We start from the raw sequence: 15,485 nt of genomic DNA, 5'->3' as shown, positions 1-15,485 counted from the left end.
TGCCGCGCAACCCCGAACGACGGTCCCGCCGCGGGACCGCGGAGAACGCAGATGACCGAGCATTTCGACACCCTGATCCTCGGCAGCGGCCAGGGCGGCAAGCTGCTCGCCTGGACGCTCGCCCGGTCGGGCAAGAAGGTCGCCGTGGTCGAGCGGCAATGGGTCGGCGGCTCCTGCCCCGCCGTGGCCTGCCTGCCCAGCAAGAACGAGATCTGGAGCGCGCGGGTCGCCCATCTGGCGCGGCACGCGGCGCCGTTCGGTACCGTCACCGGCCCGGTCCGCACCGACATGGTGGTGGTCCGCGGCCGCAAGCAGGGCATGGTCGATCGCGAGATCGCCTTCCATCTCGGCGCCTACAAGGACAGCGGCGCCGAGCTGGTCATGGGCACCGGGCGCTTCGTGGCGCCGAAGACCATCGAGGTCGCCCTGAACGACGGCGGCACCCGTCGGCTGAGCGGCGACCGGGTGGTGGTCAATGTCGGCACCCATGCGGCCATCCCGGACATCCCCGGGATCGAGGCAGCCCGGCCGCTCACCCATATCGGCGCGCTGGAGCTGGATCGCGTGCCGGCGCATCTGATCGTGCTGGGCGGCGGCTATGTCGGCATCGAGATGGCGCAGGCCTATCGCCGCTTCGGCAGCCGGGTGACGCTGGTGGAGCCCGGTCCCCGGCTGATGGGCCGGGAGGATCCGGACGTCGCCGCGGAGATCCGGCGCGTGCTGGAAGACGAGGGCATCGAAGTGCTGACCGGCGCTGAGCCGGTCGGGGTCCAGGGCCTGTCCGGCGACGCGGTCACCGTCACGCTGCGCACGGCGGTGGGCCAGCAGGCCGTTGAGGGCAGCGACTTGCTGGTCGCGGTCGGACGCGTCCCGAACACCGCCGGCATCGGGCTCGACCTGGCCGGCATCGAGCTGGATGACCGCGGCTATCTCCGCGTCAACGACCGGCTGGAGACCAGCGCCCCTGGCGTCTGGGCGATCGGCGAGGCCGCCGGCAGCCCGCAATTCACCCACGTCTCGGTCGACGACCACAGGATCGTCCGTGACAACATGGCCGGCGGCAGCCGCAGCACGCGCGACCGGCTGGTGCCCTATGTCATGTTCACAGACCCGCCGCTCGCCCGCATCGGGCTCAGCGAGGCCGAGGCGCAGCGTCAGGGCATCCCCGTCCGCGTCGCCACGCTGCCGATGGCCCAGGTGCTGCGCACCGCGGCGACGGACGAGACCCAGGGCTTCATGAAGGTGCTGGTCGGCCCGGATGACCGCATCGCCGGCTTCACCATGGTCGGCTCCGAGGCCGGCGAGGTGCTGGCCGCCATCCAGACCGCGATGCTGGCCGGGCTGTCCTACCACACGCTGCGCGATGCTGTGATCGTGCATCTGACGATCGCGGAAGGGCTCGGCCCCCTGCTGTCGAAGGTGCCGCCGGCGCAGTAGCCGCCTTACCCCTCGTCCCGGCTCTCCAGCCGCTGCAGCAGCGCGGCGAGGGAGGGGCCGAGGCGGCGCAACTCACTGCGATGGATGGCTGATAGGCCGGCCAGCACCTCCTCCGCCCGGTCGGTCAGGGCGACCATGGCGCGGCGCCGGTCCGCTGGGTCGCTCTCGCGCCGCACCAGCCCCAGCGCCTCCAGCCGGTCGACCAGCCCGACCGTGCTGTGATGCCGCTGCACCAGCTGCTCCGCCAGCTCGCCGATCGTCACCCGGTCGCGGCCCGGAAAACCCTTGATCGCCAGCAACGCCTGGTGCTGCTGCGGCGTCAGCCCGGCCGTCTTCGCCGCCTCGCCGCTGAAGTCCAGGAAGCGCCGCAGCGCGTGGCGGAACGCCGCCAGCGCCTCGTAATCCGCCTTGCTCAGGGCCTGGGTCATCGCGCCGCGCATCCTCGCACTTGAAATTATATCGCACTGCGATATTTATCCGGCGTCCGGGCTCAGCGCCGGATGTCCCTTGATCCTCCGGAATCCGGCCCGATGTCGAGACCCGCAGACCCGGCGGCGCCTTCCCGCGCTGCCACCCCGACCCGTTCCGCCAAGCTCGGCGACTTCACCATCGACCGCGGCGCGCTCCGGCTGATCGCGATGGCGCCGGTGGTCGCCACGGCCGGAACCGCCGCGGCCTGGGCGCTGCTGCAGTTGATCGCGCTGGTCACCAACCTCGCCTATTTCGGCCGGCTGTCGACCGCCGCGGTCGATCTCGGCCAATCGCCCTGGGGCATCGCCGCGGCGCTGGTGCCGCCGGTCGGCTGCCTGATCATCGGCCTGATGGCGCGCTACGGGTCGGAGAAGATCCGCGGCCACGGCATCCCGGAGGCGATCGAGGCGATCCTGATCGGCAGCAGCCGGATCCAGCCCAAGGTGGCGGTGCTGAAGCCGCTGTCCTCCGCCGTCTCGATCGGCACCGGCGGCCCGTTCGGCGCCGAGGGCCCGATCATCATGACGGGCGGCGCGCTGGGGTCGCTGTTCGCCCAGCTGTTCAACCTGACGGCGGCGGAGCGGAAGACCCTGCTGGTCGCCGGCGCCGCCGCCGGCATGACCGCGATCTTCGGCACCCCCGTGGCCGCGGTGCTGCTGGCGGTCGAGCTGCTGCTGTTTGAATGGAAGCCGCGCAGCCTGATCCCGGTGGCGACCGCCGCCATCGTCGCCGCGGCCTGGCGCCCGCTGCTGTTCGAGACCGGGCCGCTGTTCGCCTTCTCCGGTATGGTCGACCTGTCCGGCCCGGCGCTGCTCGCGGTGATCGGGGTCGGCATCGCCGCCGGCTTCGGCTCCGGCATCCTCACCGCGCTGGTCTACGGCTTCGAGGATCTGTTCGAGCGGCTGCCGGTCCACTGGATGTGGTGGCCGGTGCTGGGCGGCATCGCCATCGGCATCGGCGGGCTGATCGAGCCCGCGGCGCTCGGCGTCGGTTACGACTCGATCCGCGCCCTCCTGGCTGGACACCCGCCGCCGGGCGACGTGCTGCGCCTGCTGGTGGTGAAGGCGCTGATCTGGTCGATCGCGCTCGGCTCCGGCACCTCGGGCGGCGTGCTGGCGCCGCTGCTGATCATGGGCGGGGCGCTCGGCGCGCTCGAAGGCACCGTGCTGCCCGGCGGCAGCGGGGTTTGGGCCCTGCTGGGCATGGCGGCGATGATGGGCGGCACCATGCGCTCGCCGCTGACCGCCGCGGTGTTCGCGGTCGAGCTGACCGGCAACCTGGCGATGCTGCCGGCCCTGCTGGCCGCCTGCATCGCCGCCTACGCCGTCACCGTGCTGCTGCTGAAGCGGTCGATCCTGACCGAGAAGATCGCCCGGCGCGGCCACCACATCCTGCGCGAATACATCGTCGACCCGTTCGAGCTGACCCGCGTCGGCGATGTCATGGTGGCCGGGGTCGACACGCTGCCGGCGGCGATGCCGGTCGACGACGCCGTCGCCTTCTTCACCGACGAAAGCGGCCCGCGGCACAAAAGCTATCCGGTGGTGGACGAGGCCGGCCGCCCGGTCGGCATGGTGGCGCGGGCCGACGTGCTGCGCTGGATGGTCTCCGGCTGGCCGCGCGGTACCAGCCTGGCCGACGCCGTCTCAGGCCCGCCGCTGGTGCTGGGCCATCCGGACGAGATGGTCGGGCGGGTGGCGGACCGGATGGCCGAGGCGGACGCCGGCCGCGTCCCGGTCACCCGGCGCGAGGACGGCGTGCTGGTCGGCATCCTGGCCCGCAAGGACCTTTTGCGGGTGCGGGCCCGGCTGCGGACCGAGGAGATCGAACGGTCCCGGCTGCTGCGCCCGGGTCAGCGGTAGAGCAGATTTTGAATGTCTTCGCGTTGCCTCTCCCGCCTGGCGGGAGAGGTCGGACGTCCGCAAGACGGCCGGGTGAGGGCTGGCCCGGGCCTCGACAAAGAACCCTCACCCGGAGCCGCTTCGCGTCTCCGACCTCTCCCGCAAGCGGGAGAGGCAACGCCATTGCGGTGGCGGAATAAACTACTCTGCAGCCGCCCGGCGTCCGTCGCGGTCGGCAACATAGCGGCGGACGGCCTGGCCGAAGGCCGCGAACAGCGCCACCGAATCCGGGTTCTCACGGAACTTCCACTCCGGGTGCCACTGGGTGGCCAGGCCGAAATAGGGCGCGGCCTCGATCCGCACCGCCTCGATCTGGCCGTCCGGCGCCGTCGCCTCGACCGTCAGGCCGGCGCCCAGCCGGTCGATGCCCTGGGCGTGGATGGTGTTGACGGTGGTCTCGGCCTTGCCGAACAGCGCCGCCAGGGCGCCGCCCTCGGCCAGCGCCACCGGATGGGCCGGGCCGTACTGCAGCTCGACCGGCTTGGCGTCGTCGGCGCGGTGGTCGGCCCGGCCGGGCACCCGCTCGACATGCTGGTGCAGGGTGCCGCCGCAGACCACGTTCAGCTCCTGCAGGCCGCGGCAGATCGCCAGCACCGGGAGGCCGCGCTCGATCGCCCGGCGGATCAGCGGCAGGGTGGTGGCGTCGCGGTCCGGGTCATGCAGCGTGCCGGGTTCGCTGGCCTCGCCGGCATAGTGGATCGGCTCGACATTGGACAGGCTGCCGGTGATCAGCAGGCCGTCCAGCCGGTCCAGCACCGCGTCGATGTCGTGCCAGCCACCCAGCGCCGGGATCAGGAAGGGCAGGCAATCCGCCCCCTCCGACACCGCGCGGATGTACTTGTCGCCGACCGCGTGGAAGGGATGGACCCCGAGCGGCTTGACGCAAGCCGGGATGCCGACGACGGGACGAATGGCGGACATGGGCAGGCTCCTGGACCAGAGCCCCATATTTCGCCGCGGAGGCCGGGTTCGACCAGCCCCGCAGGGGCGGGAATGGCCCTGCGGCGGGCGCATGGCTCCGCCCACGCCCCGCGTGCCGCAACAAGGCCTTGTTTGCCCCCTTCCGGCCGGCCGCAATCCGTGGTTATAAGCGAGTCAACGAGCGAGAGCGGGGGGCCCCATGTTCCTGGTTCCGACCTATGTGGCGCAGAGCGCGATCCACGGCCTCGGCGTGTTCGCCACGGCGCCGATCGCCCAGGGCACGCCGATCTGGCGGTTCGAGCCGGCGGTCGACAAGGTGGTGCCGGAGGAGGTGGTGGCGTCGTTGCCCGAGGTGCCGCGCCGCTTCTTCGAGACCTACGCCTATCTGTCGCCGGACATCCCGGGCGGCTACGTTCTGAACGGCGACGACGCCCGTTTCCTGAACCATGACGACGACCCGAACACCGACAATTCCGGGCCGGTGACCCTGGCCGCCCGTTACATCGCGGCGGGCGAGGAGATCACCTGCGACTACCTGGTCTGCTGCCTGGAGGAGCGGGATGGCCCGCTGGCGCGGCGGCTGGAACCGGCGGAGTCGTGAGCAGCGAGGCCCTGGTCCTGCGGCCGATCCGCGAGGCCGATCTCGACGCGGTGCGTCGGCTGCAGGCCGATTCCTTCGCGGCCCTGGCGGGCGCTATCCACAGCCCGGAGCAGATCGCGGCGCATGTGGCGCTGATCATGGCGCCGGACTATGCCGGCGAGCTCCTGTCCAACAACCTGCTGGTGGCCGAGGCGCCGGATGGCGCGCTGGTGGCCACCGCCGGCTGGTGCCGGGTGCCGGACGACCCGGCGGCGGCCCGGCTGCGCAAGGTCTTCGTCGCCCCGGACCGGGCCGGCCAGGGCCTCGGCCGCCGCATGGTTGAGGCGGCGGAGGATGCCGCCCGCGCCGCCGGCTTCCGCCGCTTCCGGGTGCGCGCCAACGCCAATGCCGAGATCTTCTACGCCAAGCTCGGCTACCACCCGGTCCGGCACGAGGAGATGCCCACGGCCGCCGGCGTCGCCCTGCCGACCGTGATCATGGTCAAGGGCTGACCGCCACATCGATCCGGGTGTCGATATTCCTGGCGGATCGGCGCTTACCAGCAGCGACATCCAGAACTCCGATGGCTCGGGAAGCGGCACCCGATCGGCGAGCCGGGTCATGCCGCGTTCCTCGGCTGTTCGATCCCCGCACCCTGAATGACGGAACCTATCCCGTGGCATAGCTCGGCCTCTCCTTCGACCCAATCGACCGCAAACCCGCCGCGCCGTAGCGTCGCCGGTGCAATTTGTAAGTCGATCAGCAGGAGACAGACATGAGCCCGGACAGCATCTCACACCCCGGCGGACCGGAGCCCGACGAGTTGGTTCCGTCGCGCTATGCGCTGCGGATCGGCGAGATCGACGTGCTGGTGGTCAGCGATGGGGTGCTGCCGCTGCCGACCGCGATGCTGGCCCATAACATTGACCCGGCCGTGCGGGCGGCCTGGCTGAAGGACATGTTCCTGCCGCCGGACGCGTTCGATTGGGCGCTGAACGTGGTCGTGGTGCGCAGCGGCGACCAGACCATCCTGGTCGACGCCGGTCTGGGCTCCGACCCGGATTTGCACCTGCCGCGGGCCGGGCAGCTGATCAAGCGGCTGGAGGCCGCCGGCATCGATCTCGGATCCGTGACCGACGTGGTGCTGACCCACATGCACATGGACCATGTCGGCGGGCTTCTGGTCGACGGGGTGAAGGAGCGGCTGCGCCCGGACCTGCGGATCCACGTGTCCGCCGCCGAGGTCAAGTTCTGGGAGGCACCCGATTTCTCCCACGTCTCCATGCCGCCGGGTTTCCCGGACGCGCTGCGGTCGGCCGCCAAGCACTTCGTGCAGGAGTATCGCAGCCAGCTGCGGACGTTCGAGGAGGAGCATGAGGTGGCGCCGGGCGTGGTCGTCCGTCGCACCGGCGGCCACACCCCCGGGCACAGCGTGGTCCGCGTGGCGTCCGGCGGCGAAGGGCTGACATTCGCCGGAGACCTCGTATTCGCGGTCGGGTTCGAGCACCCCGAATGGTACAACGGCTTCGAACACGACCCCGAGGAGGCAGCCCGAATCCGGATCCGCCTGCTGCGGGAGCTGGCGGCGACCGGCGACCAGCTGGTGGCCACTCATCTGCCGTTCCCGTCCATCGGCCGGGTGGCGGTCGCCGGCGACGCCTTCCGGTGGGTGCCGGCCTTCTGGGATTACTGAATTCCAAACATCGTCATTGCGGCCCCGGCCTCGAGCCGGGGAAGCAATTCACGGGCCGCACGACCAACGGATCGCAGCGACCGCAGCGGGCGTTGCCTCTCCCCCTGCGCCGGAGCCGGCCGGCCGTCACCGCAGCCGGACGAGCCCCGCTTCGGTCGGCTGGAAGCCGCAGGCGTCGCGGTAGAAGCCGCGGAGATGCGGGTCGAAATCGACATGCAGCCATTCGCAGCCGGCGGCGCGGGCCTGCGCGACCGCCTCCGCGACCAGCCGCGTTGCATGCCCCCGGCGCTGCAGCGGCGGCGTCACTGCCGTGTCGAGCAGGAAAGCGTGCACGCCGCCGTCCCAGGCGACGTTGACGAATCCGGCCAGGCGCCCGGCTTGGCGCAGGCACACCCAGCCCAGGCTGAAGCGGTTGACCTGGCCCCACCAATCGTCGTCCAGCACCGCATGCTCGAAGCATTCAGCATGCAGGGCGTTCAGCTCGTCATTCGCGAAGGGGCCGCGCCATTCCAGCGTCGGCCATTCCGGCGTCGGGTCCGCCACCGCTCAGCGGTTGCCCTTGCGGCGCGGCACGACGAACAGGGAGTTGTCCAGCTGCACCCCGGGCTGGATGCCGGTCAGGTCGACCTGGGTGACGGTGCCCTGCTGGTCCACCGACACCCAGCTCTGCAGGATCATCGGGTTGGCGGTGAAGTTCAGGGTCAGGGTGCCGTCCTCCGGCTTGTCGGTCTGCACCAGCTGGACGCTCAGCAGGTTGTTGCCGCGGCTGACCTTGACGACGGTGACGTCGCCGGACAGCCGGACATTCGCCCGGGTGATGAAGTCGGCGATGGTCGACCCCAGCGGCACGTCCTTCCGCTGCCGCAGGTCGGCATCGTAATAGGTCAACCAGGTGCCGTCGGCGATGTACATGTAGGCGATCGGCGGCTCGTATTCGAGCCGCATCTTGCCCGGCCGCTTCAGGTAGAAATGGCCGCGATACAGGTCGGTGTTGTTGGTGGTCTGGACGAAGTCCGCCTTCACCGTGGTCAGGCTGCCCAGATACTGTTCGACCCGCTGCAGGTCCGTGCGGTCCTGGGCGGTCAGCTGTGCGGGCTGCACCGCGGCCGTGGCCGGCCCGGCGGCGAGCAGCAGCGCGGTCAGGGCCGCGGCGATGAGGCGTAGGATGGTCATGGTCGTCCGGATACATGGGGTCTGTGTTTCAAGTAGGGCACGGACCCCGGGATATCCAGGGCGGCGAGTTGCCGCCGGTGCTCAGCCGTCCTCCGGCAGCTCCAGGTCGAGCAGGGCGGAGGACAGCGACTTGCCGTGGCTGTCCAGCGCCAGCGAGGTGGTGACGCCGCTGCCCAGCACGCCGCGCCCGACGAAATGCAGCGCCGCCAGGCCCGGCAGCTCGAAGCGGGTGAAGCGGCCGGCAGCGGCACCGCACAGATGCGCCTCCACCCGCTCCGCCGTCACCGCGCGGCGCAGGCGCTCATAGTCGGCGGGGTCGCGGGCGATTACGCTCAGCGTGGTGGTGTCGCCCTTGTCGCCGGCGCGGGCATGGGCGAGCTGGCCGAGGCGGGCCATCATGCCTCCAGGATCTCGACCGCGGGGCTGACGGCCCGGCGGTCGATCAGGGTCGAGACGATGCCCACGACCGGGCGCAGGGCGCTGCGCACGCCGCCCCCCGCCGCCGGGCCGTTGGTGTACAGGCTCTCGACCTCCCGCGCGGCATCGGCCGCGGCCTCGGCGGTGGCGGCGCGGGCGCACAGCCGCAGCCGGACCTCCGAGGGCGCGCTTCCGCGCAGCCGGCCCGGCAGCAGCGAATCGACGCCGACCAGGTCCAGCCGCAGGTCGGTGATGTCGCCGCGGCGGGCCAGGCGCTCGCGCAGGATGTCGGCGGCGCGCCGGCCGCGCTCGACCGCACCGCTGCCGCCATAGGAGATGCCGGCCTCGGCCTCCCAGCCCGCCTCATAAGCGACGCTGACCTTCAGCGACTCCGGCCGCGTCCGCCCGCGGGTGCCGGTGACGGACACGCGGTCGGCGCCCCGCTCGGCCACCGACACGCCGGTGACGTCCAGCACCACGTCCGGGGTGACATAGGCGCCGGGGTCGGTGACCTCGTACAGCAGCTGCTCGGTCACCGTGGCGCGGCTGACCCGGCCGCCGGTGCCCGGCAGCTTGGTCACGGTGATGCCGCCGCCTGCCGTCACCTCGGCGATCGGGAAGCCCAGATCGGCCAGGCCGGGCACGTCGCTGCCATCGGCATCGGCGAAGTAGCCGCCGGTGACCTGGCCGGCGCATTCCATCAGGTGGCCGGCCAGGGTGGCGGTGGCGATGCGGCCGGCATCGTCCAGCGCCCAGCCGAAGCGCCAGGCCAGCGGCGCCACGAACAGGGACGGGTCGGCGACCCGGCCGGTGATCACCAGCTGCGCCCCGGCCTCCAACGCCGGCAGCATCGCGTCGGCGCCGAGATAGGCGTTGGCGGCGATCAGCGGGCCATGCGCGGCCAGCGGCCGGCCGTCCTCGAGCGCGAGGGCCGCCGGGTCGATCCGGTCCAGCACGTCGTCGCCGGTCACCACCCCGATCCGCAGCGCCAGCCCGAGCTCGCGGCACAGCGCGGCGGCGCGGCGGCCGGCGCCCACCGGGTCCGCGGCGCCCATATTGGTCAGCACCCGGATACCCTGGGCGGCGACGCCCGGCAGAACCGGGCGCAGCCGGCGTTCCAGCAGCGGGTCGCAGCCGGAATCGGGGTCGGCCCGGCGGCGGCGATGGGCCAAGGCGATGGTGCGCTCGGCCAGGCATTCGAACACCAGCGCATCCAGCCGGCCGCGCGCCACCAGCTCGGCCGCCGGCTCCAGCCTGTCCCCGGCGAACCCGGCGCCGGCCCCGATCCGCATCGTGCGATCCGGCATTCAGATGGCTCCCGTGGCCCAGGCGACGGCCGTCATGACGAGGGTCGAGGCGAAGGCCCATTTGAAGATGAAGCGCTGATGCGCGCCCAGTTGCACTCCGGTCAGCCCGACCAGGATGAAGGTCGAGGCGGTCAGCGGGCTCAAGGGGAAGCCGGTGGTCATCTGGCCCAGGATCGCGGCCCGGCCGATCGCCAGCGGGTCCTGGCCCAGCGCCGCGGCGGTGCCGGCGAAGACCGGCAGGATGCCGTAGTAATAGGCGTCCGGCGTGAAGACGAGGCTCAGCGGCATGCCGGTCACCGCCACGATCTGCGACAGGTAGGGCGCCAGGCTCTGGGGCACGACGGCCACCAGCGCCTCGGCCATGGCGCCGATCATCTTGGTGCCGCCCAGGATGCCGGTGAAGATGCCGGCGGCGAAGATCATGGCGGTGACGGTGACGACGCTGTCGGCGTGCTTCACCAGCCGCTCGCGCTGCTGCTCCCAGCGCGGATAGTTGACCAGCAGGGCGATGGCGAAGGCGGTGATGAACAGCACCGGCAGCGGCCACAGCCCGGCCAGCAGGGCCACGATCAGGGCGATGGTCAAAGCGGCGTTGAACCAGGCCAGGTGCGGCCGCCGGGCCGCGCGCTCGGCCTTGGTCGGCTCGACCAGCGCGACCGCGTCGACGCCATGGGCGATGCCCAGCCGCTTGCGCTCGCCACGGCCGATCAGCCAGGCGGCGATGAACACCCAGGCCAGGCCGGCAACCATCGCCGGGATCACCGGGTTGAACAGGGCCGAGGCATCGGTCTTCAGGACCGCCATCGCCCGCGCCGTCGGACCGCCCCAGGGCAGCAGGTTCATGGTGCCGGCCGCCAGGCAGATGATGCCCGGCAGCACCAGCGGGTTCATGCCCAGCCGGCGGTGCACCGGCAGCAGCGCCGTGACCGTGATCAGGAAGGTGGTGGCGCCGTCGCCGTCCAGCGCGACCAGCATGGTCAGCAGCGCCGTGATCAGGCACAGCCGCACCGGGTCGCCCTGCACCAGGGACAGCAGGAACCTGACCGGCCGGTCGAAGATGCCGGTGTCGAGCATCAGCCCGAAATACAGCACCGCGAACATGATCATGATGCCGACCGGCGCGACCTTGATCAGGCCGTCCAGCATCATCGGGCCCAGGCCGGCGCCGAAGCCGCCGAGCAGGCCGCCGGCCAGCGGCACCAGCACCAGCGCGACCAGCACCGAGACGCGGCCGCTGAGGATCAGCGCCAGGAACACCGCGATGGTCAGGAACCCCAGGGCCGCCAGCATTCGCATCCTCCCGTTGCGGCGGCCGTCCTTCCGTCGGCGACCGCTCGGTCCCCAGGACGCCAGACAGGCGATGGAACGAGAAGTGAATTTATGTCATCGATTGATGCATGAAGCGCATCAACCTGTCGCTGTTCGAGATCGAGGTGTTCCTGCAGGTCGACCGGCTGCGAAGCTTCCGTGGCGCGGCGGAGGCGCTGGGCATGTCGCAGCCGGCGGTCAGCCGGGCGGTGGCGCGGGCCGAGGCGCGGCTGGGCGTCCGCCTCTTCGACCGCAACACCCGGACGGTCGAGCCGACGCCGCAGGGCCGGGAATTCGCCGCCATCGCCGGCCGGCTGATCGGCGACCTGCGGTCTTCGCTCGACGATCTCGGCGACTATTTCCGCTCGGCCCGCGGCCGGGTCGCGGTCGCGGGGCTGCCTTCGGTCACGGCCGGGCTGCTGCCGCCGGTGATCGACCGGTTCCGCCGCGGCCATCCGGGCGTGTCGGTCGGCGTCATCGACACGCTGCTCGACGGCGTGGTCGGCGCGGTGCTGCGCGGCGAGGCCGATCTCGGCATCGCCGGCCGCCCGGCGCCCGACGGCAAGATCGAGTTCACGAGGATCCTGTCCGACCGCTTCGTCGCCATCCTGCGCCAGGACCATCCGCTGGCGCGGTCCTCCGTCGTCACCTGGACCGACCTGGCGGGCTACCCCTTCGTCGCCATGTCGCGGATCACCAGCGTCCGGCCGCTCACCGACCGCGGCTTCGCCCAGGCCGGGGTGGCGGTGGATCCGGAGTTCGAGGTGTCGCATCTCGCCACCGCCGGGGCGCTGGTGGCGGCCGGGCTCGGGGTGACGGCGCTGCCGGTGCTGACCTTGCCGGTGCTGGCCCACCCGGCCCTGACCACGCGGCTGCTGCAGGGGCCCGAGGTGACGCGTGACATCGGGGTACTGACCCGGGCGGGTCGGACCCTGTCCCCGGCGGCCGCCGCCTTCCGCGACACGATCGTCGCCTCCGGCACCGAGCCGGTGTCCCGGGCATGAAAAAGGCCCGGCCGCTGGTGCGGCCGGGCCTCTCCGTCGCCGATGGTGCGGCGATTACTCGGTCGGGGCGGCCTCGTCCGACGGCATGGTCTGGTCCGTCGGAGCCTGCTGCATCGACGGGGCCTGGTCCATCGTCCCCGGCCGCATCGGCTGGGCTCCCTGGCCGGGCATCATCTGCTGTGGCGAAGCCCCGGCGCTCAGCTGCTGCTGGTTGAGATTGCGGGTCTGCTCCTGCTCCGCCGCGTTCTGCGCGCTCTTGCTGCCGCGGTGACGGCGGGGCGTCTGGGTCTGGTCCTCGGCGTTCGAGGACTGCATGTGCTTGCGATGGTGGGTGCCCTGGGTCGATTCCGACGGCATGTTCGCGGCGGGAGCCTCGACCGACGGCGCCGTTCCGGGCACCGCCGGCTCGGTCCCGGTCTGGGCCAGGGCGGGCGCGGCGGCCAGTGCCGACACGGCGAGGGCGGTAAAGACAAAACTCCTGCGCATGAAGCTCTCCATCGAGGGATTCCTGAAGATCGGGCCGCAGGCACAGACGGCCGCGACACGTGATCCGATCCACCCCTTAACGACGGGCACGGCGATACCGATCCGGGAAAAGTGCATTCATGAACGATATTTCATATTATCGCGCTTCGTCTGGCTATGCAGAGAGCGAATCCTGGCATGAGGCTGCGGGGTGTTGGCTCTCCCGCAAGCGCGATCTCTCCAGAATTCTCAACACCGTCATTGCGACCCCGGTCTTGAGCCGGGGGAAGCAATCCAGGGGCGCACGAACCGGCCTCTGGATTGCTTCGTCGGCTTCGCCTGCTCGCAATGACGGCGAAGGGTGACCCACCCCACACGCAGGAGAGCCAACGCGAAGACGCCTGACATCGTGCCCCGCAGCGGACGAAAAAAGGCCCGGCTGCCTGAGCAGCCGGGCCTCGCGGACCGCGGACCTCGCCTCGGAAGGGGGGGGTGGAAGCGGGGGCCTGTTGCGGTCCGAACCGATTACTTTGCCTTGCCCAGCTGCTCCTCGTTCAGCTTGCGGGTCTGGTCCTGCTCGCTGCTGGCGCTGCGATGCATCGATGCCTTGTGATGATGAGTCCCGGCCATATGGTGGGTCTTCATCTTCATCGGCTTCATCGGCGCGTCGGCGGCTGGTGCTGCGGGGGTCTGCGCCATCGCCAGGGCGGGGGCGAGGGCCAAGGCGGGCACCGCGAGAACGGCGAACAAAAGGCTCCTGCGCATGTGTACGATCTCCATCGAGGGGACAACGAAGATCGGAGGAGAGGCGGGCGGGAGGCCACGTCTTGGCTCCGACGAACGAACCCTACGTCGCCGGAGCTAACGCCCTGGTGGGCGGAAGATGAAATCCACGTAACGATCGGGGCCGAGCGAGGCGGCGGGAGCGTCGTCACGAGCACGGATTGCCTCTCCCGCCTGGCGGGAGAGGTCGGGCGTCCGCAGGACGACCGGGTGAGGGCTGTCCGGGCCTCGACAAAAAGCCCTCACCCGGAGCCGCTTCGCGTCTCCGACCTCTCCCGCAAGCGGGAGAGGCAATCGGACGGTTCAGATCGACGCAGACAGAGCCCGGTCGTGGCTTCGACGACGTCAGTGGTTCCCGGTCAGCACTTCGCGCTTGCCGACATGGTTGGCCGGGCTGACCACGCCCTCCTGCTCCATCCGGTCGATCAGCCGCGCCGCGCGGTTGTAGCCGATCTGCAGGTGGCGCTGGATGAAGCTGGTCGACGCCTTGCGCTCGCGCGCCACCAGCGCCACCGCCTGGTCGTACAGGTCGTCGCCTGAGCCGCCCTCGCCGTCCAGCGCCAGCGCGTCGAAGCTGCCGCCGTCATCCTGGTCCTCCAGCACCGAGTCGTTGTAGGACGGCTCGCCCTGGGCCTTGAGGTGGCGCACCGTCTCCTCGACCTCGCCGTCGGAGACGAAGGGGCCGTGCACGCGGGTGATGCGGCCGCCGCCGGCCATGTACAGCATGTCGCCCTGGCCCAGCAGCTGCTCGGCCCCGCCCTCGCCCAGGATGGTGCGGCTGTCGATCTTGGAGGTGACCTGGAAGCTGATGCGGGTCGGGAAGTTGGCCTTGATCGTGCCGGTGATGACGTCGACCGAGGGGCGCTGCGTCGCCATGATCAGGTGGATGCCGGCGGCGCGCGCCATCTGCGCCAGCCGCTGGATCAGCGCCTCGATGTCCTTGCCCGCCACCAGCATCAGGTCGGCCATCTCGTCGACGATGATGACGATGTAGGGCAGCTCGGTCAGGTCGATCGGCTGGTCCTCGAAGATCGGCTTGCCGGTGTCGGGATCGAAACCGGTCTGCACCCGGCGGGTCAGCACCTCGCCCTTGGCCTTGGCCTCGCGCAGCCGCTGGTTGTAGCCCTCGATGTTGCGGACGCCGACCTTGGACATGGACCGGTAGCGGTCCTCCATCTCGCGCACCGCCCATTTCAGGGCGACCACCGACTTCTTCGGGTCGGTGACGACGGGGGCGAGCAGGTGCGGAATGCCCTCGTAGATCGAGAGTTCCAGCATCTTCGGGTCGACCATGATGAAGCGCACCTTGTCCGGCGGCAGCCGGAACAAGAGCGACAGGATCATGGTGTTGATGGCGACCGACTTGCCCGAGCCGGTGGTACCGGCCACCAGCAGATGGGGCATGCGGGCCAGGTCGGCGATGATCGGGCCGCCGCCGATGTCCTTGCCCAGCACCAGGCCCAGCTTCGAGCCGGCCTTGTCCATCTGGTCGGAGCCGAGCAGCTCGCGCAGCAGCACCATCTCGCGCTTCTGGTTCGGCAGCTCGATGCCGATGACGTTGCGGCCGGGCACCACGGCGACGCGGACCGACACGGCGCTCATCGACCGGGCGATGTCGTCGGCCAGGCCGATGACGCGGCTGGACTTGGTGCCGGGCGCCGGCTCCAGCTCGTACAGGGTGACCACCGGACCGGGATTGACCTTCACGATCGAGCCGCGGACGCCGAAATCGCTCAGCACCTGCTCCAGCGCCGCGGCGTTCTGCTCCAGCACCCGCGGGTCGGCCACGGCCGGGCGCTTGGTCGGATCCGGCATCGTCAGCAGGTCGAGCGGCGGCAGCTCATAGGTGTCGGGCGGCGCCAGCTCGAAGCTGGTCTGGCGCGGCGGCGGGGTGGCGGGACGGCGCGGCGCGGGCTCGATCGCGGCGGGGGCGACGCGTTGCGGCGACGGCATCGGGGCGACGGGGCGGCGCGGCGGCTCCTCGACCGGGCGCAGCGAGGGCAGGTCGATCAGGTCGTCGTCCTC

16 protein-coding genes are annotated in these 15,485 nt (G+C 71.1%); 6 read left to right on the top strand and 10 right to left on the bottom strand.

Translation table 11 applies throughout. The annotated features are described in order from the left end of the window. Window positions 1–51: 51 nt before the first annotated feature. Window positions 52–1,437, top strand: coding sequence for an FAD-dependent oxidoreductase (locus AB4Z01_RS30045; protein WP_441699858.1), 1,386 nt, complete (start codon window positions 52–54; stop codon window positions 1,435–1,437). 5 nt (window positions 1,438–1,442) lie between these two features. On the opposite strand, the gene AB4Z01_RS30040 is transcribed toward AB4Z01_RS30045, so the two are convergent. Next, window positions 1,443–1,865 carry a MarR family winged helix-turn-helix transcriptional regulator gene (locus tag AB4Z01_RS30040; protein ID WP_441699856.1) on the bottom strand — a complete coding sequence of 141 codons (423 nt, stop codon included), beginning with the start codon at window positions 1,863–1,865 and terminating at the stop codon, window positions 1,443–1,445. Window positions 1,866–1,967: 102 nt separating this feature from the next. On the opposite strand from AB4Z01_RS30040, the gene AB4Z01_RS30035 reads away from it, so the two are divergent. After that, complete coding sequence (locus AB4Z01_RS30035; RefSeq protein ID WP_441699855.1) at window positions 1,968–3,770, top strand: chloride channel protein; 1,803 nt, start codon at window positions 1,968–1,970, stop codon at window positions 3,768–3,770. Window positions 3,771–3,950: 180 nt separating this feature from the next. Here AB4Z01_RS30035 and AB4Z01_RS30030 read toward each other — a convergent pair whose 3' ends face one another. Then, a complete protein-coding gene (locus AB4Z01_RS30030; RefSeq protein WP_441699853.1) occupies window positions 3,951–4,730 on the bottom strand; it encodes a gamma-glutamyl-gamma-aminobutyrate hydrolase family protein in 780 nt (259 codons plus the stop codon). A 199-nt stretch (window positions 4,731–4,929) separates the two neighbouring features. Here AB4Z01_RS30030 and AB4Z01_RS30025 point away from each other — a divergent pair, with 199 nt between their 5' ends. From AB4Z01_RS30025 to AB4Z01_RS30015, 3 genes are all read left to right on the top strand, one after another. Beyond that, window positions 4,930–5,331, top strand: a complete 402-nt coding sequence (locus AB4Z01_RS30025; protein WP_441699851.1) for an SET domain-containing protein — start codon at window positions 4,930–4,932, stop codon at window positions 5,329–5,331. Next, window positions 5,328–5,822 (top strand): GNAT family N-acetyltransferase, encoded by a 495-nt coding sequence (locus AB4Z01_RS30020; RefSeq protein WP_441699849.1) that lies wholly within the window; start codon window positions 5,328–5,330, stop codon window positions 5,820–5,822. The genes AB4Z01_RS30025 and AB4Z01_RS30020 overlap by 4 nt, the downstream gene beginning before the upstream one ends. Window positions 5,823–6,085: 263 nt before the next feature. Further along, window positions 6,086–7,003 (top strand): MBL fold metallo-hydrolase, encoded by a 918-nt coding sequence (locus AB4Z01_RS30015; protein WP_441699847.1) that lies wholly within the window; start codon window positions 6,086–6,088, stop codon window positions 7,001–7,003. A gap of 126 nt (window positions 7,004–7,129) precedes the next feature. Here the strand turns inward: AB4Z01_RS30015 and AB4Z01_RS30010 are convergent, their stop codons facing one another. The 5 genes from AB4Z01_RS30010 to AB4Z01_RS29990 all read right to left on the bottom strand — a co-directional run bounded on the left by AB4Z01_RS30010 (window position 7,130) and on the right by AB4Z01_RS29990 (window position 11,190). Continuing rightward, window positions 7,130–7,546: a GNAT family N-acetyltransferase gene (locus AB4Z01_RS30010; protein WP_441699846.1), complete on the bottom strand. Its 417-nt coding sequence runs from the start codon at window positions 7,544–7,546 to the stop codon at window positions 7,130–7,132. Window positions 7,547–7,549: 3 nt separating this feature from the next. Then, a complete protein-coding gene (locus tag AB4Z01_RS30005) occupies window positions 7,550–8,176 on the bottom strand; it encodes a LolA family protein (protein ID WP_441699844.1) in 627 nt (208 codons plus the stop codon). 81 nt (window positions 8,177–8,257) lie between these two features. Then, entirely contained in the window at window positions 8,258–8,575 is a 318-nt protein-coding gene (locus tag AB4Z01_RS30000) for an AtuA-related protein (RefSeq protein ID WP_441699842.1), read from the bottom strand. Beyond that, complete coding sequence (locus AB4Z01_RS29995; protein WP_441699840.1) at window positions 8,572–9,900, bottom strand: acyclic terpene utilization AtuA family protein; 1,329 nt, start codon at window positions 9,898–9,900, stop codon at window positions 8,572–8,574. The genes AB4Z01_RS30000 and AB4Z01_RS29995 overlap by 4 nt, the downstream gene beginning before the upstream one ends. Beyond that, window positions 9,901–11,190: a CitMHS family transporter gene (locus AB4Z01_RS29990; RefSeq protein ID WP_441699838.1), complete on the bottom strand. Its 1,290-nt coding sequence runs from the start codon at window positions 11,188–11,190 to the stop codon at window positions 9,901–9,903. A 107-nt stretch (window positions 11,191–11,297) separates the two neighbouring features. On the opposite strand from AB4Z01_RS29990, the gene AB4Z01_RS29985 reads away from it, so the two are divergent. Next, window positions 11,298–12,212: a LysR substrate-binding domain-containing protein gene (locus AB4Z01_RS29985; RefSeq protein ID WP_441699837.1), complete on the top strand. Its 915-nt coding sequence runs from the start codon at window positions 11,298–11,300 to the stop codon at window positions 12,210–12,212. A gap of 54 nt (window positions 12,213–12,266) precedes the next feature. Here the strand turns inward: AB4Z01_RS29985 and AB4Z01_RS29980 are convergent, their stop codons facing one another. The 3 genes from AB4Z01_RS29980 to AB4Z01_RS29970 form a co-directional block, all read right to left on the bottom strand. Further along, window positions 12,267–12,698, bottom strand: a complete 432-nt coding sequence (locus AB4Z01_RS29980) for a hypothetical protein (protein ID WP_441699836.1) — start codon at window positions 12,696–12,698, stop codon at window positions 12,267–12,269. A 504-nt stretch (window positions 12,699–13,202) separates the two neighbouring features. Beyond that, window positions 13,203–13,442, bottom strand: a complete 240-nt coding sequence (locus AB4Z01_RS29975) for a hypothetical protein (protein ID WP_441699834.1) — start codon at window positions 13,440–13,442, stop codon at window positions 13,203–13,205. Between the two features lie 363 nt (window positions 13,443–13,805). Further along, on the bottom strand, window positions 13,806–15,485 hold a 1,680-nt coding region (locus AB4Z01_RS29970; protein ID WP_441699832.1), incomplete at its 5' end, for a DNA translocase FtsK.

This window comes from Inquilinus sp. YAF38 (genome assembly GCF_052113205.1).
Classification (GTDB): domain Bacteria; phylum Pseudomonadota; class Alphaproteobacteria; order DSM-16000; family Inquilinaceae; genus Inquilinus.
The sequence above is the reverse complement of the archived record's forward strand: the minus strand, read 5'-3'. Positions and strand labels throughout refer to the sequence as shown.